At 73.5% G+C, this 22550-nt stretch carries 16 protein-coding genes and 2 pseudogenes; 8 read left to right on the top strand and 10 right to left on the bottom strand.

Annotated elements, in window-relative coordinates; genetic code table 11:
• Nucleotides 1–3: 3 nt before the first annotated feature.
• Entirely contained in the window at nucleotides 4–1314 is a 1311-nt protein-coding gene (locus ACZ5WG_RS05210) for an ROK family transcriptional regulator (RefSeq protein ID WP_468720769.1), read from the bottom strand.
• A gap of 194 nt (nucleotides 1315–1508) precedes the next feature.
• Between ACZ5WG_RS05210 and ACZ5WG_RS05205 the strand changes: the two genes are divergently transcribed.
• The 5 genes from ACZ5WG_RS05205 (at nucleotide 1509) to ACZ5WG_RS05185 (ending at nucleotide 7108) form a co-directional block, all read left to right on the top strand.
• Entirely contained in the window at nucleotides 1509–2828 is a 1320-nt protein-coding gene (locus ACZ5WG_RS05205) for an ABC transporter substrate-binding protein (RefSeq protein ID WP_468720768.1), read from the top strand.
• Between the two features lie 10 nt (nucleotides 2829–2838).
• On the top strand, nucleotides 2839–3795 hold the full coding sequence (locus ACZ5WG_RS05200) for a carbohydrate ABC transporter permease (RefSeq protein WP_468720767.1): 957 nt from the start codon (nucleotides 2839–2841) through the stop codon (nucleotides 3793–3795).
• Complete coding sequence (locus tag ACZ5WG_RS05195; RefSeq protein ID WP_468720766.1) at nucleotides 3788–4654, top strand: carbohydrate ABC transporter permease; 867 nt, start codon at nucleotides 3788–3790, stop codon at nucleotides 4652–4654. Before ACZ5WG_RS05200 ends, ACZ5WG_RS05195 begins: the two co-directional genes overlap by 8 nt.
• A gap of 64 nt (nucleotides 4655–4718) precedes the next feature.
• The gene (locus ACZ5WG_RS05190; protein WP_468721441.1) at nucleotides 4719–6062 is read left to right on the top strand and encodes a GH1 family beta-glucosidase; all 1344 of its coding nucleotides are present in this window, start codon (nucleotides 4719–4721) and stop codon (nucleotides 6060–6062) included.
• Between the two features lie 128 nt (nucleotides 6063–6190).
• Entirely contained in the window at nucleotides 6191–7108 is a 918-nt protein-coding gene (locus ACZ5WG_RS05185) for an NADP-dependent oxidoreductase (RefSeq protein WP_468721440.1), read from the top strand.
• Here the strand turns inward: ACZ5WG_RS05185 and ACZ5WG_RS05180 are convergent.
• The 6 genes and pseudogenes from ACZ5WG_RS05180 to ACZ5WG_RS05155 form a co-directional block, all read right to left on the bottom strand.
• Nucleotides 7092–7868: pseudogene (locus tag ACZ5WG_RS05180) on the bottom strand (serine/threonine-protein kinase); the annotation flags it as partial. The gene ACZ5WG_RS05185 and the pseudogene ACZ5WG_RS05180 overlap by 17 nt on opposite strands.
• Nucleotides 7869–7991: 123 nt before the next feature.
• Nucleotides 7992–8723 (bottom strand): annotated as a pseudogene (locus ACZ5WG_RS05175) (SPFH domain-containing protein); the annotation flags it as partial.
• A gap of 188 nt (nucleotides 8724–8911) precedes the next feature.
• Entirely contained in the window at nucleotides 8912–11068 is a 2157-nt protein-coding gene (locus ACZ5WG_RS05170; protein ID WP_468720765.1) for a discoidin domain-containing protein, read from the bottom strand.
• A gap of 325 nt (nucleotides 11069–11393) precedes the next feature.
• Nucleotides 11394–14372 carry a poly(A) polymerase gene (locus tag ACZ5WG_RS05165; protein WP_468720763.1) on the bottom strand — a complete coding sequence of 993 codons (2979 nt, stop codon included), beginning with the start codon at nucleotides 14370–14372 and terminating at the stop codon, nucleotides 11394–11396.
• Nucleotides 14372–16180 (bottom strand): RNA ligase family protein, encoded by a 1809-nt coding sequence (locus ACZ5WG_RS05160; RefSeq protein ID WP_468721438.1) that lies wholly within the window; start codon nucleotides 16178–16180, stop codon nucleotides 14372–14374. The genes ACZ5WG_RS05165 and ACZ5WG_RS05160 overlap by 1 nt, the downstream gene beginning before the upstream one ends.
• A 96-nt stretch (nucleotides 16181–16276) precedes the next feature.
• Nucleotides 16277–16900 carry a TIGR03086 family metal-binding protein gene (locus ACZ5WG_RS05155; RefSeq protein WP_468720761.1) on the bottom strand — a complete coding sequence of 208 codons (624 nt, stop codon included), beginning with the start codon at nucleotides 16898–16900 and terminating at the stop codon, nucleotides 16277–16279.
• Nucleotides 16901–17001: 101 nt separating this feature from the next.
• Between ACZ5WG_RS05155 and ACZ5WG_RS05150 the strand changes: the two genes are divergently transcribed.
• Complete coding sequence (locus ACZ5WG_RS05150) at nucleotides 17002–17973, top strand: helix-turn-helix transcriptional regulator (RefSeq protein ID WP_468720759.1); 972 nt, start codon at nucleotides 17002–17004, stop codon at nucleotides 17971–17973.
• Here the strand turns inward: ACZ5WG_RS05150 and ACZ5WG_RS05145 are convergent.
• From ACZ5WG_RS05145 to ACZ5WG_RS05135, 3 genes are all read right to left on the bottom strand, one after another.
• Complete coding sequence (locus ACZ5WG_RS05145; RefSeq protein ID WP_468720757.1) at nucleotides 17967–18617, bottom strand: NAD(P)-dependent oxidoreductase; 651 nt, start codon at nucleotides 18615–18617, stop codon at nucleotides 17967–17969. The two genes, ACZ5WG_RS05150 and ACZ5WG_RS05145, sit on opposite strands and share 7 nt — an antisense overlap.
• Before the next feature lie 141 nt (nucleotides 18618–18758).
• A complete protein-coding gene (locus ACZ5WG_RS05140) occupies nucleotides 18759–19202 on the bottom strand; it encodes a hypothetical protein (protein ID WP_468720755.1) in 444 nt (147 codons plus the stop codon).
• A 93-nt stretch (nucleotides 19203–19295) separates the two neighbouring features.
• Entirely contained in the window at nucleotides 19296–20540 is a 1245-nt protein-coding gene (locus tag ACZ5WG_RS05135; RefSeq protein WP_468720753.1) for a DUF418 domain-containing protein, read from the bottom strand.
• A gap of 225 nt (nucleotides 20541–20765) precedes the next feature.
• On the opposite strand from ACZ5WG_RS05135, the gene ACZ5WG_RS05130 reads away from it, so the two are divergent.
• Nucleotides 20766–21779: an NUDIX domain-containing protein gene (locus ACZ5WG_RS05130; RefSeq protein ID WP_468720751.1), complete on the top strand. Its 1014-nt coding sequence runs from the start codon at nucleotides 20766–20768 to the stop codon at nucleotides 21777–21779.
• Between the two features lie 41 nt (nucleotides 21780–21820).
• On the top strand, nucleotides 21821–22447 hold the full coding sequence (locus ACZ5WG_RS05125) for a hypothetical protein (RefSeq protein WP_468720749.1): 627 nt from the start codon (nucleotides 21821–21823) through the stop codon (nucleotides 22445–22447).
• Nucleotides 22448–22550 lie beyond the last annotated feature (103 nt).

The raw sequence follows: 22550 nt of genomic DNA, 5'->3' as shown, positions 1-22550 counted from the left end.
GGCTCAGCCCCGGCGGGCCGCGGATTCGCCGCGGACCTCGAGGGCCGTGCGCCAGCCCGGCGGTTCGGTCTGCGGCTGCGGGGGCGTGCGGCGGCCGCCCGTGGCGAAGAACGCCGACAGCGGGAGCGTCGCCGCCCCGACCGTGACCGCGTCCGGGCCCAGGGAGCCCAGGCCGATGGTGACCCGGTCGGCGGGATGCCGCAGGGAGTACCGGGTCGCGTGCTCCCGTACGGCGGGCAGGATGTGCGGGCCCAGCAGCAGGCCCGCCCAGCCGCCGATCAGGATGCGTTCCGGCCGGAACAGGTTGATGACGTCCGACAGGCCCGCGCCCAGGTACTCCGCGGTCTCCTCCAGGACCTCCAGGGCCACCGGATCCGCCGCGACCGCCGCCGCCAGCAGGGCCGACAGAGCCTCTTCCTCGTCAACGGCGTCTCCGGTGCCCCCGCCCCGCTCCGCCCAGCGCGCCAGCAGGGACTCGGCACCCGTGTACGCCTCGAGGCAGCCCAGTGCCCCGCACCGGCAGCGCCGTCCCCGTACCGACACCGTGAGGTGCCCCCACTCCAGCGGGGTGCCCTCCGTCGTACCCCCGTCGGGCGAGCCGTCCGTGATCAGGCTGGCGCCGACGCCCGAGCCGAACAGGACGACGACGGCCTCCCGGGCCCCGCGCCCCGCCCCGAACCACATCTCGGCCTGGCCGAGCGTACGTGCGCCGTTGTCGATGATGTACGGGACCTCGTCCGGCAGGGCCCCGGTGGCGCGCAGCAGCGCCTCCAGCGGCACCGCGTCCCAGCCGATGGTCTGCCCGTGCACCACCGCTCCGCCCGGCGCCTCGCGGTCCACTATGCCGGGGACGCCGACGCCCACGCCCAGCAGCCGCTCGGTCCCGACCCCGGCCTCGGCGAGGACGGCGGCTATCCCGGTCCGGACGTGGTCCACGATCGGGCCGACGTCGTAGCAGCCGCGCGGCTGCAACGGCAGCTCGGTGCGGGCCAGTTCGGTGAGGGCGAGGTCGAACAGCTCGACGCGGACCCGGGTTTCGCCGACGTCGACCCCGATCATGTGGGCGCTGCCGGGCGCCACGCGCAGCAGGGTGCGCGGCCGGCCGCCGTCCGAGTCGACGACGCCGGCCTCCTCCAGGAGCCCGTCCGCGACGAGTTCGCCGACCACGTTGCTGACGGAACCGGAGCTCAGCCCGGTGGCGGGTCCGAGTTCCTGACGGCTCATCGGCCCGCCGAAGTACAGCCGCTGGAGCACGGCGCTGCGGTTGCCGCGCCGCAGGTCCCGCACCGTACGGCCGCCACGCCCTGTGGTCATCTGGCTCCTTCCGTCCTGCCGTTCGCCCTGTCGTCGCTCGCAACATACCCGTGCAGGACCTCTTGACGCGACCCTTTCACGAGGCTTAACTCACGTCCTGAATTAAGGCCTTGATGCGTTGGGCGTCCTGGAGGCGCCCGAGCCGAGACACCCGCCGGCCTTCCCCCGACCCTGCCGAAAGGGGCCGATCCGCCATGCGCAGAACCCGAGCCGCCGCTGCCGCCGTCACCGCCTGCCTGCTCGCCGCCACGGCCACCGCCTGCGGCGGCGGCACCGCGGACAACCGCGGCGGCTCCAACACCGCCCCCGGTGAGCTCACGTACTGGGCCTCCAATCAGGGCCCCGACCTCGCGGCGGACCAGGCGACCCTCGGCCCGGAGCTGAAGAAGTTCGAGGAGCAGACCGGCATCAAGGTCAAGCTCGAAGTCGTGCCCTGGTCCGACCTGCTCAACCGGATCCTCGCCGCCACCGCCTCCGGCCAGGGCCCCGACGTCCTCAACATCGGCAACACCTGGTCCGCCTCCCTCCAGGCCACCGGGGCCCTGCTCCCGTGGGACGGCAGGAACTTCGACGCCATCGGGGGCAAGGACCGCTTCGTGGAGTCGGCCATCGGCTCGGCGGGCGCCGCCGGCCAGGACCCGGCCGCCGTCCCGCTCTACTCGATGTCGTACGCGCTCTACTACAACAAGAAGATGTTCCAGGAGGCGGGCATAGCGAAGCCCCCGGCCACCTGGGACGAGATGGTCACGATCGGCCGGAGCCTGTCCAAGGACGGCAAGTGGGCGCTCGGCGCCGAAGGGGGCAACCTGGCCAACAACATCCACCAGGTCTTCGTCCTCGCCAGACAGCACGGTGCGGACTTCTTCGACGCGGCCGGCAAACCCACCTTCGATTCCCCGGGCGCCGTCGACGCCGTCAAGCAGTACGTCGACCTGATGGCCAAGGACGAGATCATCGCGCCGGGCAACGCCGAGTACGCCCAGAACCAGTCCCTCCAGGACTTCGCCAACGGCAAGACCGCCATGGTCCTGTGGCAGAGCGCCGCCTCCTCCTTCAAGAGCCACGGCATGAAGGAGGGCGACTGGGGCGTGGCCCCGGTCCCGGTTCCCGCCGGCGGCGTGCCCGGCGCCGGTCGCAACACCAACTCCATGGTCGCCGGCATCAACCTGGCCGTCTTCAAGAACACCGACAACATCGACGGCTCCCTCAAGTTCGTGAAGTTCATGACCGGCGACGAGGAGCAGAGGATCCTCAACAAGGCCTACGGCTCCATCCCGCCGGTCAAGGCCGCCCAGAACGACCCCGCCTTCGCCGCTGACGACCTGACCGTGCTCCGCACCACCCTGGGCACCAGCGCCGCCCCGCTGCCGCAGGTCCCGCAGGAGTCGCAGTTCGAGACCGCCGTCGGCACCGCCGTCAAGGAGCTCTTCGCCGACGCGGCAGCGGGCCGCCCGGTCACCACCGAGTCGGTCAAGGCCAAACTCACCAAGGCCCAGCAGCAGATGGCGAGCTGAGTCCGGCCCGATGAGCCCCAAGAGCCCCAAGGGCCGTATGAGCCCCAAGACCGCCCGACTGCGCCGCAGCGCCCTGCCCTACCTCCTGCTCCTGCCCGCCCTGCTCCTCGAACTGCTCATCCACCTCCTCCCCATGGTGATGGGCATCCTGATGAGCTTCCGGCAGCTGACCCAGTTCTTCATCCGCGACTGGTCCCGCGCCCCCTGGACGGGACTGGCCAACTACGAACTCGCCGTCGACGTCAACCGGCCCGTCGGCGAGGCCCTCCTGCGCTCCTTCTTCACCACCTGCCTGTTCACCCTGCTCTCCGTCGGCCTGTGCTGGCTGCTGGGCACCGCGACGGCGGTGTTCATGCAGGAGAACTTCCGCGGCCGCGGCATCCTGCGCGCCCTGTTCCTGGTCCCGTACGCCCTGCCCGTGTACGCGGCGGTCATCACCTGGGCGTTCATGTTCCAGCGGGACAACGGCCTGGTGAACCACGTCCTCCACGACCAGCTCGGCCTGGGCGGCGCCGAGCACACCTTCTGGCTGCTGGGCGACAACAGCTTCTGGGCCCTGCTGACCGTCTCCGTCTGGAAGGGCTGGCCCTTCGCCTTCCTCATCGTGATGGCCGCCCTGCAGAACATCCCCGCGGAGCTGTACGAGGCCGCCGCGCTGGACGGCGCCGGCGTCTGGCAGCAGATCCGCCGGATCACCCTGCCCTCCGTCGGCGCGGTCAACCAGGTGCTGATCCTGGTGCTGTTCCTGTGGACCTTCAACGACTTCAACACACCGTTCGTACTGTTCGGCAGATCCGCCCCCGGGGCAGCCGACCTGATCTCCCTCCACATCTACCAATCCAGCTTCGTCACCTGGAACTTCGGCACCGGATCGGCGATGTCCGTCCTGCTGCTGCTCTTCCTGCTGCTCGTCACCGCCGGCTACCTGCTCGCCACGACACGCGGACGGAGGAACGAGCGTGCCTGACCGCCGCCGATCGTCGCCGCTGGCCCCGCCCGCCTCCTTCCGGGTGGTCCGCGCCGTCTTCCTCACCCTGCTCACCGGCTTCGTCCTGCTGCCCGTCTACGTGATGGTCACCACCTCGCTCAAACCGCTCCAGGACGTCGCAGGCCGATTCCGCTGGATCCCCAGCGGGCTCACCGTCCGCCCCTACATCGACATCTGGCACACCGTCCCGCTCGCCCGGTACTTCGTGAACTCCCTGATCGTGGCGGGCGCGGCCACCGTCGCCTCCGTCGTCATCGCCGTCTTCGCGGCCTACGCGGTCAGCCGCCACCGCTTCCGCGGCAAACGCCTGTTCACCGTCACCGTGCTCTCCACCCAGATGTTCCCCGGGATCCTCTTCCTCCTCCCGCTGTTCCTGATCTTCGTGAACATCGGCAACGCCACGGGGATCGCCCTGTACGGCTCCCGCGGCGCGCTGATCCTGACGTACCTGACCTTCTCCCTCCCCTTCTCCATCTGGATGCTCATCGGCTACTTCGACTCGGTGCCCCGCGACCTCGACGAGGCCGCCACCGTCGACGGCTGCGGCCCCCTCGGTGCGCTGCTGCGGGTCGTGGTCCCGGCCGCCGTCCCCGGCATCGTCGCCGTCGCCGTGTACGCCTTCATGACCGCCTGGGGCGAGGTGCTCTTCGCCTCCGTCATGACGAACGACACCACCCGCACCCTCGCCGTCGGCCTGCAGGGCTACTCCACGCAGAACGACGTCTACTGGAACCAGATCATGGCCGCCTCGCTCGTCGTCAGCATCCCCGTCGTCGCCGGATTCCTGCTGCTGCAGCGGTACTTGGTGGCCGGCCTCACGGCGGGAGCCGTCAAATGACCCTTTCGGCAGGAGCCGTCACGTGACCCTTTCCGAAACCCGTTCCGGCACCGCCCGCGACTCGGTGTCCATCGACCTCGCCGCCCTGCCCCGCGACTTCGCCTGGGGCACCGCGACCTCCGCCTACCAGATCGAGGGTGCGGTGCACGAGGACGGCCGCGCCCCCTCCATCTGGGACACCTTCTCCCACACCCCCGGCGCCGTCGACGGCGGCCACACCGGCGACACCGCCTGCGACCACTACCACCGCTGGCGCGAGGACATCGCCCTGATGCGGGAGCTCGGCACCAACGCCTACCGGATGTCCGTCGCATGGCCGCGCGTGGTCCCCGACGGCGACGGCCCCGCGAACCCCAAGGGCCTCGCGTTCTACGACCGGCTCGTCGACGGGCTGCTCGCGGCCGGGATCACCCCCTCCGTCACCCTCTACCACTGGGACCTGCCCCAGGCCCTCCAGGACCGCGGGGGCTGGCCCGAGCGGGCGACCGCCGAACACTTCGCCGCGTACGCGGGCCTCGTCGCCGCCCGCCTCGGCGACCGCGTCACCCAGTGGGCCACGCTCAACGAACCCCTGTGCTCGGCGTGGATCGGCCACCTTGAGGGCCGGATGGCCCCCGGCTGGAGGGACCTGACCGCCGCCGTCCGCGCCTCCTACCACCTGCTGCTCGGCCACGGCCTCGCCACCCAGGCCGTCCGCGCGGCCACCCCCGGCGCGCAGATCGGCATCGTCAACAACCTCTCCACCGTCGATCCCGCCACCGACGGCGATGCCGACCGGGCGGCAGCCCTCCGTATGGACGGCCACGTAAACCGCTGGTGGCTCGACCCCGTCCACGGCCGCGGCTTCCCCGCCGACATGCGCGAGGTCTACGCCGTCGACCTCCCCGAACGCCCCGGCGACGCGGCCGCCATCGCCGCCCCGCTCGACTGGAGCGGCCTCAACTACTACTTCCCGCAGACCGTGACCGCCGACCCGGCCGGCCCCGCCCCGTACGCCCGCCAGATCGACCGGCCCGGCCGCCCGCGCACCGGCATGGACTGGGAGGTCGACGCGAACGGCCTCGAGACCCTGCTCGTGAGGCTGACCGAGGAGTACGGGGCCCGGCGCATCCACGTCACCGAGAACGGCTCCTCGTACCACGACACCGTCGCCGCCGACGGCAGCGTCCACGACCCCGAGCGGGCCGCGTACCTGACCGGGCATCTGGCGGCCTGCGCCCGCGCCGCCCGCCGCGGCGCGCCGGTGGCGGGGTACTACGCCTGGTCCCTGCTGGACAACTTCGAGTGGGCCTACGGCTACGACAAACGCTTCGGCCTCGTCCGCGTCGACTACGCCACCCAGCGCCGCACGATCAAGACCAGCGGCCGCCGCTACGCCGAGGTGATCGCCGCGCACCGGGCGCTGTGAGACCGCGGGCCCCCGCGCCGCGCCGGGCCCGCCCGGCTTCTCGGGGCGGGCCCGGCCTTTCGTGATGGGATGGGGAACGAGTGCTTCCATCAGCTCACGGAGAGGTCGGGTAGATGTCCGAGGACACCATGCGGGCGATGGCGTACGAGACGTACGGCGGGACGGAGGTGCTCACCGAGACCCGGCTGCCGATGCCCAAGCTCGCCCCCGGCGAGCTCCTCGTCCGGGTCAAGTGCGCCTCGGTCAACCCCATCGACTGGAAGATCATGGCGGGTGGGCTCGACGCCCTGATGGACGTCATGTACCCCGTCGTCCCCGGCTGGGACGTCGCCGGCACGGTCGAGCGGGTCGGCATCGACACACCCGAGTTCTCGGTCGGCGACGAGGTCATGGCGTACGCCCGCAAGGACTACGTGCACGGAGGGACCTTCGCCGAGTACGTCAGCGTGCCCGTCCGCGCCGCGGCGGCCAAGCCCGCCTCGCTCAGCTGGCACGAGGCGGCCGGCCTGCCGCTGGCCGGGCTCACGGCCTACCAGCTGCTCACCCGGCTCGCCACCGGCAAGGGCGACACCGTCCTCATCCACGGGGCCGCGGGCGGCGTCGGCTCCTTCGGTGTGCAGATCGCCCGCGCGCTCGGCGCCCGGGTCATCGGCACCGCCTCGCCGCGCAACCACGACCGGCTGCGCGACCTCGGCTGCGAGCCGGTGGAGTACGGGGACGGCCTGGTCGACCGGGTGCGGGCGCTCGCCCCGGACGGGATCACCGTCGCCGCGGACTTCGTCGGCGGCGTCCTCGACGTCACCCAGGCGGTCCTGGCGAACGGCGGCCGGCACGCCTCCATCGCCGACCACACCGTGCTCGGTGCGGGCGGCCAGTGGATGTGGGTGCGGCCCGACGCCGAGGGCCTGGCCGAACTGGGCCGACTCGCCGAAAGCGGGCAGCTCTCGGTCACCGTCGCCAAGACCTTCCCGCTGTCGCAGCTGGCAGCGGCCTTCGAGTTCAGCCAGACCGGACGCGCCGCCGGAAAGATCATTCTGGAGGTCTGAGACCCTCTCGGTCCGCCGCGGCGGTCGGCATGTTGTGCAGGTCCACCATCGTCCGTACGGCCGGGGGCAGCCAGTCCCCGGCCGGTTTCTCGTCCCCGCCGCCGAGGCGCGCCAGGATCTGCGCCGGGGTCGGCCGGGCGGCCGGGTCGGGGGAGAGGCAGGCCGTCACGATCGCCGACAGGTCCGCGGGCAGCAGCCGCAGGGCGGGCTCCAGTTCCGCTCCCTGCTGGAACGGCGCGGCCCCGCACGCGTGGCCCAGCACCATCCCGAACGCGTACGCGTCGACGGCCGGGGTGAGCGGGGCTCCCGTCAGCTGCTCCGGGGCGAGGAAGCCCCGGGTGCCGACCAGGTGGTCCGCCCGGGTCAGGGCGGTGGCGTCCACCGCTCGCGCGATGCCGAAGTCGATCACCCGCGCACCCGTCTCCGCGATGATGATGTTGCCGGGTTTCAGATCGCGGTGGACGATCCCGCAGGCGTGGATCCCCTCCAGCGCCTCGGCCACCCCCAGCGCCAGGGTGCGCAGGGTCCGGGCGGGCAGGGCCCCGTGCTCCCGCAGGACGGCGGCCAGGGACGGGCCCGGAATGTACTCCGTCACCAGCCAGGGCTGTTGTTCCTCGGCCGATGCGTCCACCACCTGCGCCGTGTGGAAGCCGCCCACCCGGCGCACGGAGTCGATCTCCCGCGCGAACCGTTTGCGGAAACCCGGATCCGCCGCCAGGTCCGCCCGTACGACCTTAACCGCCACCCGCCGTTCACCCGGCGACAGCCCCAGGTAGACCGTTCCCATCCCGCCCTCGCCCAGCCGGGCGGTGAGCCGGTAGCGGCCGACTCTGCGGGGGTCGTCCGGCAGCAGCGGATCGTGCCGCACGGGCCGTACGGAAACCCCGGCGGGCACCGCCCGCGCGCCGCGCCGGAGTACCTCCGCGACGGCCACCTCACCCTCGGCGAGCAGGGCCGCGGCCTTGGCCTCACCCTGGGCGCGCAGGATGGAGGACTGCTTCTCACCCTCGGCGCGCAGGATCTCGGACTGCCGGACGCCTTCGGCCTGGAGGATCGCGGCGCGCTTGTCCCGGTCGGCGCGCATCTGCTTCTCCATCGAGTCCTGGATGGAGGCCGGCGGCTCGATCGCCTTGAGCTCGACGCGGTTGACGCGGATGCCCCACTTGCCGGTGGCCTCGTCGAGGACTCCGCGCAGGGCCGCGTTGATCTCCTCGCGGGAGGTCAGGGTCCGCTCGAGGTCCATGCCGCCGATGATGTTGCGCAGGGTGGTGACGGTGAGCTGCTCGACGGCCTGGATGTAGCTGGCGACCTCGTACGTCGCGGCGCGGGCGTCGGTCACCTGGTAGTAGATGACCGTGTCGATGTTGACGACCAGGTTGTCCTGGGTGATGACCGGCTGCGGCGGGTACGGCACGACCTGCTCGCGCAGGTCGATGCGGTTGCGGATCTTGTCGATGAACGGGACGACGATGTTGGGGCCCGCGTTGAGGGTGCGCGTGTAGCGGCCGAAGCGTTCGACGATGGCGGCGCTGGCCTGCGGGATCACCTGGACCGTCTTGATCGCCACGATGACCAGGCCGGTCAGGAGCAGGGCCGCCGCCACCCACAGAATCACTTCTGACAAGCTGGTTCCGGGAAGTTCTGCTGACAAGTGCTTCCGCCCCTCGCGCGCGCACGCTCTGCCGGAAGCGAATTCTGACAGAACTCCGTTGCTGCGCACACTGATTGGGCGATGTAGGCCCGTGATCGGGAAGCGCGGGGCGGCCGGGCGGCCGCCCCGCGCTTTCGGAGGCCGGTGGTGGATCAGGGGAAGGAGACGACCGTGGACGGGGTCGTCGACGTACCCGAGGTGGGTGCGCCCGTGGTGTTGATGACGTGCTCGTACTGGCCCTTGCCGCCGAGCGAGACGACGAGCAGGTCGTGGAACCGCACGCCCGGCTTCACCGGCGCCTGGAAGCCGTGGTCCTGACGGATCGTCGGGTCCACGTTGTAGAAGCAGTAGCTGCCCAGCCCCCAGCCCTCGTGCGTGGTCACCGAGTCGGCCACCTTGTAGGCCGCGTAGCCCTTGGTCGTGCCGTTCTGGACCGCCGCCTGGTTCGGGGCGTCGTACGCCTTCTCGTTCTGGAAGAACACCGTGCGGCCGCGCTCGCCGTTCCACTCCACGTCGTACTTGTTGAAGTGCTCGACGAACAGCCCGGTGGCCAGGACGTCGTCACCGTTCACCCGGAACCCGTAGTCGGCGCGGTTGGTCTCCCAGCCCACCCCGTCGCCGTGGTCGGCACGCCAGATCCAGGTGTGGTCGACGATCGTGTCGTGGTTGTTGATCACCATGCCGACGTCCGTCTTGCCGGCGCCGGCGCCACCGACCCGGACGAACACGTCCTGCACGGTCGTCGGGTCGGCGCCGTGGTCCGTGGTCGTCCCGGCCGGGCCGACCTCCAGCAGGCTCGGCGACTTGACCGGACCGGCGTCGATCAGGAACCCGGCGAGCCTCACCCCGTCGACGTCGGCGACCTTCATCGCCGTCACCCCGTTGTCCGGCACGATCGTCGCCAGGCCGAGGCCCAGGACGACCGTGTCCGCGCGGTTCACCCGGATGGTCTGGTCGACGTGGTAGACGCCGGGCGTGAAGAGCAGGTGCAGGCCCTGGGCCAGCGCCTGGTTCATCGTCGCGGCGGTCGTGCCCGGCTTGACCACGTAGAACCGGCTCAGCGGGATCGAGGTGCCCTGTGGTGCGCCGTTGCCCCAGGAGGTGCCGCGGGCGTTCACCCGCTTCGCCGGGACGAAGACCTTGTACTCGGTCCCGTCGAGGTAGAGGAAGGGCTTCTCCCGGGAGACCGGCGTGGTGTCGAGCGTGGTGTACGGCGGGTTCGGGAAGGACTGGGCCGGCGCGCCCTGGACCCCGGAGAAGACCTGGTTCCAGACGCCGTTGCCCCAGCCGCCGATCGAGCTGTCCCGCGTGTACCACTGCTGCTGCGAGTAGTTGCCGACCTGCCCGTCGATCTTCGAGTCGGCGATGTAGCCGCCGGAGGCCCAGCCGAAGCCGTCGGGGGCGAGGTTCAGGCCGCCCTTGACGTGCATGCGGCGGAAGGGCGCGGCCTGGGAGACGGCCCAGCGGTCGGTGCCGTTCACCGGGTTGAGCGCGAGGTTCTCGGCCGAACGCCAGAAGTTCTGGGTGGCGTTGCCGCCGAACCAGCCGGCGTCGACGGTCACGTCACCGTTGATGGTGGTGTCGTCGGGGCTGAGGCCCAGCCCCGAGATGGAGGTGTAGAAGCCGATCTGGGCGTTGAGGCCGTTGTACGTGCCCGGTTTGAACAGGAACTGGTAGCGGCCGGTGCCGAACTGGGCCGACTCCTGCTGCCGGAAGACCTCGTCGAGCCTGGCCTGGATGCCGGGGGTGGACGGGTCGAAGACGATCACGTTGGGCCCGAGGTCGCCGCCGCCGGGGAGGGCGGGGCCTGCGTCGGTGGTGCCGAAGACCTGGAACTCGTAGAGGGAGTAGCCCCACTGGGTGGCGCGCTGGGTGCCGTATACGCGGACGTAGCGGGCGGTGCCGGTGATGTCGTGGGTCCGGACCCCACCGGTGGCGGTGGTCGTGGAATATGCGGTGCTCCAGTGCGTGCCGTCGTCGGACAGCTCGATCCGGTACGCCGTCGCGTACGCGGTCTCCCAGCGCAGCACCACCTGGCTGACCTGTGCGGGGCCACCGAGGTCGACCTGTATCCACTGCGGGTCGGCGAACTGGCTCGACCAGCGGGTGGCGTTGTCGCCGTCGACGGCGGCGGAGGCGGGGGTGCCGCCGTTCTCCTGGCTGGAGGCGGTGGCGGGTCTGCCCTGGGAGAGGAGGACGGGCGCGGCCTGGGCGGTGCCACCCGGCAGCAGTACGAGGAGGGCGGCGATCAGCGCGGCGGCGAGAGCCGCGACCGTCAGTCGCGGTGGATGGTCCGAGAGGCGGGGCATGGGGGGCTCTCCTGACTTCGTGGATCCGGGGGGATCGAAGCGTGAGTGAACTGCCCGCCATGAGGACCGTCAAGGGTTTTCGCGTTCATGAAATGAAGGCCTGAGGGGATGTCAATTGCCCATGAGGCCTGTGAACTCGGAGTTTCCTTAATCCTTGTGAAAAGTGTTGACGAAAAAATGTGTCAGGACTCTACTGAGACTTCAGGCCGCTCTGTCCCGCCGCGCCCGCTGGGCGGGGCAGAGCTCGGCCGTCTTCGGAGAGTGATCCGGGCCGGAGGGTGAGTGCCGCCCTGCGTTCGTTACTTGTCGACAGGGAGGGTATGCATCAGCCGAGCGGCGGAACCGCCCCGCACTCAGCCCAGGCGACCTCAATGCCCGTCAGGCCGGCGGACCAGCGCCCCGCGAGCGCGGCGAGAGCGGCCGCATCCGGCGGGCTCGCGCCGAGCCCGACCGCATACCGGGCCGAGGCGGGGGAGACCGCGAAGGGCCGCGGCCAGGCGTGCGCATCCCGGACCCCGGCCTCCGCCAGCACACCGAGCAGGGCGCGCATCCGGCCCCGCGCCCGGCCCAGGTACTCCTCGAACTCCCGCGGCTCGTCCGCCCGTACGGTCACCACGGCCCAGGCAGCGTGCCGGCGGTGCAGCGGCGGGGTGTCGAGGGGCAGGACCCGGGGGTGGGGCTCCGCCTCCAGGAGTTCCCACGTCCGGTACAGCTCCCGGCCGAGCAGGTCGCGCAGCCCCGGGCCGACCTGGGAGGTGCAGCTGCGGGCCGGTGCTGAGGGAGTGAGGACGGTGACGGGGTCCGGGTCGGGGTGAGTGGCCGGGTGCGGGTGCGGGTGCGGGTGCGCGTGCGGGTCCGGAGCCGCGGGCGTCAGGGCGACCGGCTCGCGCCAGTCCCAGGCCGCCCAGGTCCCGAAGAACTCCCGGAGCAGGGCCGCGGGCGACAGGTCGGCGGCCTCGTGGACCGTACGCGCCGCCAGTACCGCCCAGGCCACCCCCGGCAGTCCGCCGAACGGCGCCGAATCCAGCCCCCGGGCGCGGGCCCACGCCTTCACCTCCCGGGCCAGCCGGACGAACGCCGCATGCCGCTCGGAGCCCGCGAAGTCCCGTACCGCATCGGCGTCGCTCACCGCGCTCAGCGCGACCGCGGCCGCCTCGCCGAGTTCGGCCCGGCGTTCCACCGCCTGCGCCGGGTCCACCGCGCCCGTGGCGACGACCACCAGGTCCACATCCAGTCCGGCCGTACGCAGCCGCAGCCCGGGGACCCTTGCGCCCTTCACCTCCCGCAGTCCCTCGGCCTCCGGGAGGGCTGCCGCCACCCGCTCCCTTACCTCCGCGATGCCGACCGTGCCCGGCAGGGCCGCGACCAGGTCGAGGTCGGCCCCGGGCAGGGCGCAGCCCATGCGGCGGGATCCGGCGAGGTGCAGCACGCCGTCGCCGAGCGCCTCCGCGATCCGGGCGGTGAGGGACTCGGCTTCCGCGTCACGTGCGGATGCTGCTTCCGGGTCGGCTTTCGGTCCCGGTCCGGTCTTCGGTCCCGGTCCGGCTTTCCGTCCCGGTCCGGTCTTCGGTTCCGGTCCAGGCCCCGGTTCCTGCGCCCACCGCCACCTGCCGGTGCCGAGTTCCACCGTCGCCCGCACCTGCATCGGCCCGTCCCCGCGCCGGGACAACACCGCGAGCTCCCCGACCCGGGCCGACGTCCCCGTTCCGGATCCGCCGAGCCGCGCGGCGAACTCGGCCACCGCCCGCTGCGGATCCCGGCTGCGCCCCAGCGTCAGGTGCGGTGTGAAGCCGTCGTGCCCACGGCACCCCGGGAACCGCTCGGCGAGCCCCCGCCGCAGCTGCTGCCAGGGCGCGTCGCCGGCCGCCGCCGGGTCCAGCCACACCGTGGCGTCCTCCCGGTGCCCGAAGCTGTGCACCCCGGCCACCCGGGCCGTGAACGGCTGCGTCTGCGCGGCCACTTCGGCCACCAGGGGCAGCGCCTCCTCGAACGAGGACTCCGGTACGAAGCCGAACAGCAGGTTCACGTGCGCCGGCCAGCGGTGGACCGCCGGGTCGTGCCCCCGGCGCAGCTCCTCGACCGCCGGATCGTGCGGCGGCAGCCAAGCCACCGCCGTCCGCGCGGTCGCCCGTACGTCGAGCCCCGCGCGCCCGGCGTCCCGCCCGGCGAAGTCCAGCACCGCCTCGACCCCGAAGTGGTCGGAGATGAACAACCCCTCAGGGCCCGGGACGTCGCCCCGCAGGACGGCTTCGCGCACCCGCGCCCCCGCCGAGCGCAGCAGGACCCGGTCCAGTCGGGCGGCCCGCCCCGACAGCGAGCCCACCGCGGCCAGCGGATTGGCCACCGGATCGAAGGTCGGCGTGGCGTCCTGCGGCCCGTGCACCTCGCTCCAGGTGTCCCGCAGGCCGAGTGCGGCCGCCGGCCCCTCCGGGCCGGAGCGGCCGTCGTTGAAGTCGCCGAGCAGCACCACATCCGCCTCGATGCCGCTCAAACCCTCGGAGATCCGGGCCAGTTCGACGCTCCGCCGCCCGGCGCCGTTCTCCGTGTGATCGCTCGTCAGATGGACGCAGGCCACCACGAGGGGGCCGCCCGCCGTGTCCGCCGTCACCGCGGCGACCGCCTTGTGCGGCCCCAGCAGGTGCAACCCCGCCTCCCGCACGGGCAGCCGGCTCAGCACCAGCAACCCGCTGGCGGCGACGTCCTTGCCGCGCGGATCGGTGCCCACCGTGTATCCGGCCCGCACCCACGGCTCCGCCAGCAGCATGCCGAGCAGTGCGGGTTCGACCTCCTGGAGGGCGATCACATCGGCGTCGGCGCCCGCCAGGTCGGCCAGCAGCATCGGCCTGCGCCGGGCGGTGTCGATGCGCGGGGCGTCGTACCGGTCCCACAGGGTGTTCCAGGTCAGCAGCCGCACCTGCTGCGGCCCCGGGCCGCCGGCCGGGCCGGACGACGCGGACCCGCCGGACGTCACCTCGGCCGGCCGCCAGGCGCCGCCGTCCGCCGGATCCCACGCGTGCGGGGTCCGGGAGGTGAAGAACGGGGCGCGCAGCAACCGCGGTTCGCGGATCCGCCCGGCCTCGGTGGAGTCGATCCGGTCCACGCCGCTCGCCCGGTCCCAGACGAGCTCGCCGTCCGCCTCGACGAACAGCACCCGGTGCCAGGGGATGTCGCCGCCGGGCACGAAGGAGTGCAGCGGGATCCGCTTCGGCGGCGCCCCGCGCTGGTGCAGCCCGAACACGAAGCGCGCCGGATCGAACCGGGGGTCCCAGCGGACCTGGTGGTAGAGCTCCTCACTGGTACGCATCAGCCGTCCTCGCCCACCGCCGCGGCAACTGCCGCTGTCACTGCGGTCGCCCCGATGGTTCCCGCCGTGTCGTCCACGGTCCCGCCCGCCCCGACGTACCAGGTGCGGTGCCCCGGCCCGTGTCCGGGGTACGGCGGGCCGAACCGGTGCAGCTGGGTGGTCAGCACCTGCGGCGGCACGGGGTGGGGGCGGACGGCGTTGCGCCGGACCAGCTCCGCCTCCTCGACCAGGACCACGACCTGGGTGACCAGCGCGTCGCGGCGCTGCGCCACCGCGCCGGCCAGGCCCCGCTGCTGCTCCGTCAGGGAGGTGGCGTCCCACACCACCGTGCCGCCGGTGCCCGCTGCGGCGGCCAGCGCAGCGTCCAGCCGGTCCAGGCCCTCGCGCAGCACGTCCGCATTGGCCCGCTGGTCGGCGCGGGAACCCCGGGCGGCGCGCAGATCGTCGAGACTGATGTACGCGGCCACGCCCGGCAGGCTCCGGGCGTACGTGCTCTTCCCGCTGCCCGAGGGCCCGCACAGCTGGACCAGCCGCGGGAAGCCGCCTTCGCGCCACCGCCAGGTTGCGGCCACCGCCTCCTCGGCGGTGGAGATCCCGCCCCGCGCGAACGCCTCCCGGGCCTCCGCCCAGCACCGGTCCGCCGCGTCCGCCCCGAGCCCGCCGAGGGCCTCCCGCAGCCCGGTGCGCAGCGGGCCCAGCGGATCGGGGCCGAGCAGCCCCGCCTCCTCTGCGTACAGCGCGGACCACTCCACGCACTCCCGTGCCCCGGCATCCCCCGCGGCCGCCGCACCGGCGAGGGCGTGCAGCACCCCGAGATCGGCGGCGACGGCCATCCGGACCAGCCCGGCCCGCCGCCCCTCGTCCGGGAACGGCCGCTGCAGCGACGGGTACAGCCCGACCAGGTCGGCGACCCGCCGGGCGAGCGGCATCCCGAGCGGCCCCGCCGCCAGCCGCGCCCCGATCCGGGCCCGCGGTGCGCGGTGCAGTACGGCGGCCAGTACGCCGGCCAGCCGGTCCTCACCGGTGCGGCCCGACGCGTCGAGCCGGCCCGCCACCTCGGCGACGACCGGCGCGACGGCGGCATCGGGTGCGGCAAAAGGTGCGGCAAAGGGTGCGGGATCCAGGCCGAGGGCGGCCGCCAGCTCCGCCGCATCGGGCTCGGAGCCCGAGCGCACCGCCCACAGCGGGGCCTGCGGACCGAGCCCGTTCGGCACCACCTGCGCGTACATCCAGTGGGTGTCCGTCTGCACATGGCCGACGCGCACCCACTTGGCGACGGACCGCCCGAAGTCCGCACGCGCGAAGCCGGCCACCGTCCGTACGACGTAGCCCTCTTGCCGTGCGGTGTCGAGCCGCAGCTTGCGCAGCACGCGCTCGTCGAAGACGCCCCGCCAGAGCACGCGCGGGGTGGGCACCCCGAGGCCGTGCAGGAAGCTCACGGTCCGGTCCCAGTCCAGGCAGTGCTCGCCGTCCCACACCGAGAAACCGTAGAACCAGCTGTCCAGGTCCTCGTAGGGGATCGAGTGGCGGGCGTACAGGTTCTCCCCGCACACCCGCCACCCGGCCGGTATGCCGGCGCCGATCCGGCTCTGGAGGCCCTTGACCCAGGCCCGCGAAGGGTGGTGGCCCGAGTCCAGCGAGCGCGCGTGCAGGCCGTCCGCGTACAGGGTGGTGTTCTCCCCGTCGAGCTTCTCGGTGACGACGACCTCGCGCCCGGCCAGCCCCGGGAACCCGGAGGCGCGCACGTCGTCCGCCGCTGCCCCGGGGGACCAGGGCAGATGCGGCGTACGGGGGTAGTGGGTGCGCATGACCGGCTCCTGCTCGACGACGTGGTGCGTCGTCACTCTAGGTATACGGAGCCGGGGCATCCAATCAATAACCCACGCGCGGGGTCGCCCGGTCCGTCAGGGCCGCCGCCCGGCCCAGGCCACCAGCCGGTCGATGGCCGGCGCACCGGCGTCCACGGCCACGACCTCGGCGAACGGAATCCGCCCGCCCCGGGTTTCGGCCGGCAGTGCGTTGCGTACGACGGCGATCACCCGCTCGATCAGGGCCGCGTCCCATTCCGGGTGCTGCCCGGTCGCCCTCGCCAGGTCCCAGGTGTGCACGGTGAGTTCGTGCGTGTAGACGGCCGCGGCGGCCGCGCCCGGCAGGACGCCCATCGGCAGGCGCAGCTGCCGGCCGAGCACGGCCGGGTCCGCCCACACCTCGGCGACCTCGCGAGCGCCCGGCTCCCAGGCCGCCGCCCACGCGCCGTCGGCGAGCTCGTCGGCGAAGGAGGGGACGCTGAACGGGTCCTCGCCGCGCCCGATCACCGCGATCCGGCGGACGACGGCGACGAGGTGGCTCGAGAGCCGCCGGACATCGAACTCGTCGCAGGGGGTGGGGGCGTTGTACTGGTCGGGCCGGACGGCGGCAAGGGTGCGGCCCGCCAGCTGGACGGCCGCGGCGAGGTCGAGTCGCGGGTCGGAGGCGGTGGAGGCGGTGGAGGCGGACGGGGTTTCGGTGAGCTGCGTGATCTCGGTCATGAGTTCATCCTGGAAGCCAAACTGGCCACCTTCTGGCCAGTTTCCCGAGGAGAATGAGCGGACCGGCGAAATCGCCCGGGGCGCAGGAAGGGAAGAAGGACATGAGAGCCGACCGGCTGGTGGCGACCCTGCTGTTCCTCCAGGAGCGCGGCCGCGTCACCGTCCCCGAGGTGGCCGCCGAACTGGAGGTGTCCCAGCGCACCGCCCGCCGCGATCTGGAGGCGCTGGCCGCGTCCGGCATCCCCGTCTACTCGCAGCGGGGCCGCGGTGGCGGCTGGTCCCTCGTCGGCGGCGCCCGGACCAACCTCACCGGGCTGACCGCCGACGAGATCCGGGCGCTGTTCCTCGTCACCGGCCCGCTGGCGGCCACCCCCGAACTGCGCACCACCCTGCGCAAGCTGGTCCGGGCCCTGCCGTCCACCCTGCGGGCGGAAGCCGAGGCCGCCACCCGCGCCGGAGTCGTCGACGCGACGGACTGGTCCCGCAACGCCGTCACCGCCGATGCCGCCCACCGCTCCGCGCTCCAGGGCGCCGTCGTGGACGGGATCCGCGTCCGCCTCGGGTACGCGGGCGTCGGCAAACCGGCCGGCGAGCGTACGGTCGACCCCCTCGGGCTCGTCGCCAAGGCGGGGGTCGACTATCTGGTCGCGGGTACGGAGAACGGCCTGCGCACCTTCCGGCTCAGCCGGGTCCGCTCCGTCGAGCCGACCGGCGAACCCGTGGTCCGGCCGCCCGGCTTCGACCTGGCCACGGCCTGGCGGGAGCTGTCCGGGGCCTTCCAGGACGGTATGTACGCGGTGACCGCGCGGGCCCGCGTCCACCCCGACGCGCTGGCCCTGCTGCAACGGTTCCTCGGCGGCCGGGTACGCGTCGGCGGCCCGCTGCCCGACGGCTGGACCGAGGTGTGGGTCGACGGCCCGGCCCCCAAGGCCCTGGCCGGCCACCTGGCCGGGCTGGGAGCCGGGGTCGAGGTCCTGGAGCCGCCGGAGGTACGGCAGTGGCTGGCCCGGATCGGCGCCGAACTCACCGTGCTGTACGCCGGGGACGCGCGCGACGCGCCGCCCGGTCAGTAGCCGATGGTGAACCGCCGGCCCGCATGCGCGTCGCGCTCGATCTCGTCGACCAGCGCCACGGCGTAGTCCTCGGCCGAGATGTGGCTGCGGCCGTCCTCGTCCACGACCAGATCGTCGAGGGACAGCCGGTACGTGCCCGTGCGCTCACCCGGACCGATCTGCGCGGCGGGGCTCAGGCAGGTCCAGCGCACCTCCTCCACGGGCACGGTGCGCAGGAAGTCCAGTGCCTCCCCGTGGGCGCGCATGACGGCCCGGACCCCCTCCGGGACACCCGTTGCGTCCCAGACCAGCGGTCCCTGCGGGGTACGCAGCGAGCCCGCCCCGCCCACGGTGATCACACGGGGCCGCGGGGTGTCCGGGCCGAGCGTGCAGACGCCGCCGATCAGGGACTTGGCGGCGGTGACGAGCACGCCCGGATCCCCGGACCCGGGGCCGATCGCGCTGACGACCACGTCCCGGCCGGCGGCCGCCTCGGCGACCGAGTGCGGGTCGAGGACGTCGCCCAGCAGCACCTCGGCGCCGGAATCCGCGAGCTTCGCGGGGTCGCGCACCACCGCCGTGACGTCGTGGCCGCGCCCGAGTGCTTCGCGCAGCACAAGGGCTCCGATGGTGCCGGTCGCGCCGAACAGGGCGATCTTCGCCATGGCGACTCCCTGGGGGTGGAGGCGGTACGGGCCTCCGGTCGGACCCGCGCCGCCCATCCAAGCGAACCGGCCCGCCGACACCCGGCAGCCGGGCCGGGGCCACTCGGATGATCCGCCCCGATCCGGGCCCGAGTGGAGCGGCTACCGACACAGGGCGACGATCGACGGGGAGACCGTCCCCCTGGCCGCCTCGCACAGGGGTGCCATGTCGTACGTGCGCGGCGGCGCGGGCTGGGGTTTCGGCCGTACGGGCGGCCGCTTGCGGGGCTTTGGCGCCGGGGCGGGGCGCACGGGCCGCGCCGGCCGAACGGGCGCGCGATCGCCGGTCCGGTGCTGCGGCGGCCGGTCCTCCTCGGGCTGCGCGGGAGGTTCCGGCTCGGCCTCGGCCGCCGGCGGGGGCGACGGGGGTTCCGACGCCGGCAGCCGGCCCAACGGCAGGGCCTCGACCGCCGTTCCCCGGGCCGCGGTCCGGTCCACCGCCGGATCCGGTTCCGCAGGCACGTCCGGCCGTACGGTCACGCACCCGGCGGTCAGCGCCAGCGCGGCGAGGATCAGGGGCAGAGGCAGGGGCAGGGGCAGAGCCATCCGGCGTAACTGCATCCGCCCACCCTGCCGTACGGCAGCCGGTGGAACCTACGCACCGTCACCCACACGAGTCAGGGCGCTGCGCGGGCCCGGCTACGCGGCCGGGCGTCCGTGCGCGGCCAGCCGGAGCAGGTGTTCCAGCGGGCCCCGCCGCAGTGGGCTGTCCGCCCAGAACCGCTGCCAGGCCCAGGCCGCCGACAGCGCCACACCCGCGAAGCCGGCCAGCGCAGCCCAGGACGCGGCCCCGTGGGCCGGCCCGGCCAGCGCCAGTGCATGCAGGACGTACGCGCTCAGCGCCATCGCCCCGAGGGCGGTCAACGGCCGCAGCAGCCGCGCGCCGGCCCGGCTGCGCGCGGCGAGCACGAACAGCCCGATGAGCGCGCAGCCCACCCCTGCGTTGCCGATCGTCTCGAGCGGCGTCTGGCTGTAAGGATCGGCCACCAGCAGCCAGTCCCAGGAGGTGCTGGGCACGGCTCCGAACTGCCCGCGCAGCACTTCCCGTACGGGATCGGCCGCACCGAGGGCTTCCGGATGGCGGGCCGCGACCGCGTCGAGCAGCCGCTCCCGGCCGCCGAGCACATGGGCGGCCACCCAGGCGGTGCCGTAGCCCACGGCCGCGGCGGCCGCGCCCCAGAGGACCATCCGCCGGGCGACGCGGCGCTCCCGCAGATCGCACAGCCGGCCGAGGGCCAGTCCGGCCAGGACGTACGGGAAGTACGTGGCGAGCGGATACGCGCCGGTGAGCAGCAGCTCGCACAGCACCCGGCCCAGCCCGTCCCGGCCGGCCAGAGCGGTCAGTTCGGGAACCGCGCCGCGCCCCGAGGCCTCGTACCCGAACACCGGGCCGAGCAGGAACGAAAGCAGCGGACCCGCCACCACGCAGACGCCGGCGACGGCGCTGAGCACGGGGGTGGACAGCCGGGTGAACGGCTCGGCGGCGAGGAAGTAGACGGCGAAGAAGGCCAGGATGACCAGGATCCCCGGCCACAGCGAGGCCAGCAGCAGGCCCAGCCCGGCCAGGACCGCACAGCGGATCAGCAGCGGGCGGTAACGGAGGGCCCAGCCGTCCGGCTGTTCCGCGGGGAGCCGGCTGCGCCGGGCGAGGGCGAGCGAGAAGCCGGCGAGGAGGGTGAACAGCGCGGGTGCCCGGCCGTCGGCCGCGACGAGCAGGTAGCCGGCGCCCTCGGGGCGCGGGCCCGGGCCGACGTGTACGGCGAACATGCCGAGGACGGCGAGTCCGCGCACGGCGTCGACGGCGGCAAGACGTCCGGAGCCGCTGCCGCTGCCGCTGCCGGTGCCGGTGCCCGTGCCCGAGTCGGTACGGGAAGCGCGTCGCATGGCTTTGTCCACCCTCGGCGTCGGTCCGGTGACGTGGTCGGACCGGCGGTTTTCAGGCCGCCAGTCCGCGACGCGAACGTAGCAACGAAGGCGTAACAAGGTAATAAGGAGGTATAGGGGCGGCAAAGCGGCGGTCAGTGGCCGGAGTGGCGCGACCGGCGTAACCCGCAGGCCGTGCGGGCTGTTGCACGGGAAGAGGGTCCATCCACGGTGAACGGAGTTCCGATGCCGCAGCTGACCGACGAGGCCGTGACCGACGAGGACGGCGGCGGGCCGGGCACGTGGATGACCCCGCAGGAGTACGGGGCTTCGCGGGCCGCGCTCTGGACCGGCGCCGTCGTCCTGGTCACCGACGCCGACGGCCGGGTCCTGGTCCAGAGCGTCGACTACCGCGCCGACCGGATGCTGCCCGGCGGCGCGGTGGACGCGGGCGAGGCCCCGTCGGCCGCCGCGGCCCGTGAGATGCGGGAGGAACTCGGCGTCGACGGCAGCTACCCGAACGGCCTCGCCGTGGACTGGATCCCGGCGGACACCCCCGGCTTCCCGCCCGAGATGCGCTTCCCGGGGGAGATCCTCTACGTGTACGACGGCGGCACCTGGACCCCGGACCGGATCGATGAGATCCGCCTCCCCGCCCAGGAGATCACCGGCGTCCACTTCGCCGAACCGGCCGACCTGCCCGCCCTGATGGACCCGGGCGACGCCCGCCGCGCCCTGTCGGCGCTGCGCGCCCGCATCAACGGCGGCGGCCCGGCCCTGCTGGAGGGCGGCCGCCCCGTCGCGCCGACCGCCCTGGACCGGCTGGGGGTCCTGCGCACCCGCCGCACCCCGCACCACGGCACCTGGCATCCCGGCCCGGTACCTGCCGCGCTGCCCGTACGGGAGCCCTCGGCCTGGCTGTTCGCCCCCGACGGCCGTGTCCTGATCCTGGTCTGCCGCACCACCGGCGCCGCCCAGCTCCCGCCCCCGACGACGGGCTCCACCCCGCTCGGCTACCGGTACGCCGACGAGGCCGCCCATCCCCGTACCGCGGCCCGCCTCGGCTTTCTGCCCCCGGCCGCGGACCCGGCGTACGCGCGCCTGCTGGCCACCCCCGAGCAGGTCCGTGAACTCGCCGACTGGGGCCCGGCCGGCCACGCCGAACTCGCCGCGGTCCACGAGGCCCGCGCCCGCCTCTCCCTCCCGCGCCCACCTCGCACCCCCCTGACGGAACTCCCCGAACGGGGTACCCGCTGGTGATGCCACCGGGCCCGTCAGTGGTGCCCCGTAGCGTGATCGGCATGGGATTCACCAGCGTCTGGTCGATCAGCAGTCACCCCGACCCCGTCATCGCGGAGCTCGGGCCCCGCCTGGCGCCGGCCCTCGAAGCCGACCGTACGAACCCGGCGGCCCGCCTCCGCTGGGAGGCCTGGCAGAGCGCCCCGCTGCCGGACCACCGCACCTGGTACACCGACCGGGCACACGGTGATGCCATCGACTCGTTCTGGAACCTGACCCGCCCCGGCGAGCACGTCGACGACCTCTGCAACGGCATCACCGACCCCGAGTTCCATGTCATGCAGGACCTCTGGGAGCCCGAGCCGGACCCGGCGGACATGTTCGTCTCCGTGCACCGCAAGGACTACGCGGTCGCCGCCCTGTTCCACGCCATCGGCCCGGCGCGGGCCGCCTTGCTGCCCGGCTGGTGCGGCAACGTGCTCCTCACCGCGGCCGGGGTGCGCCGGACGCTGGCGGGCGTGGAGCGGGCGCTGGCCTTCACCCCCGGGGAACGGGCCCGCGTCGCCGACCGGGACTGGCTGGACTACGGCGCCCGCGAAGAACACGTCACCGACGGTCCCCTCCGCGTCTGGCGGTCCGCCGCCGCGGCGGGGCGCGGGCTCTGCGCGGTCGCGTTGCACGTCTACTGACCGGCCCCGGCGGGGGATCACGGGATGGGCGGCCCAGCGCGGCCGCCCCCGCCGCGACCTGGGAAATCCGGGGTCCGCGGGTTCCGGTCCCGCAGCATGGGGG

The sequence above is a fragment of the Streptomyces sp. NPDC032745 genome (assembly GCF_055579465.1).
The sequence above is the reverse complement of the archived record's forward strand: the minus strand, read 5'-3'. Positions and strand labels throughout refer to the sequence as shown.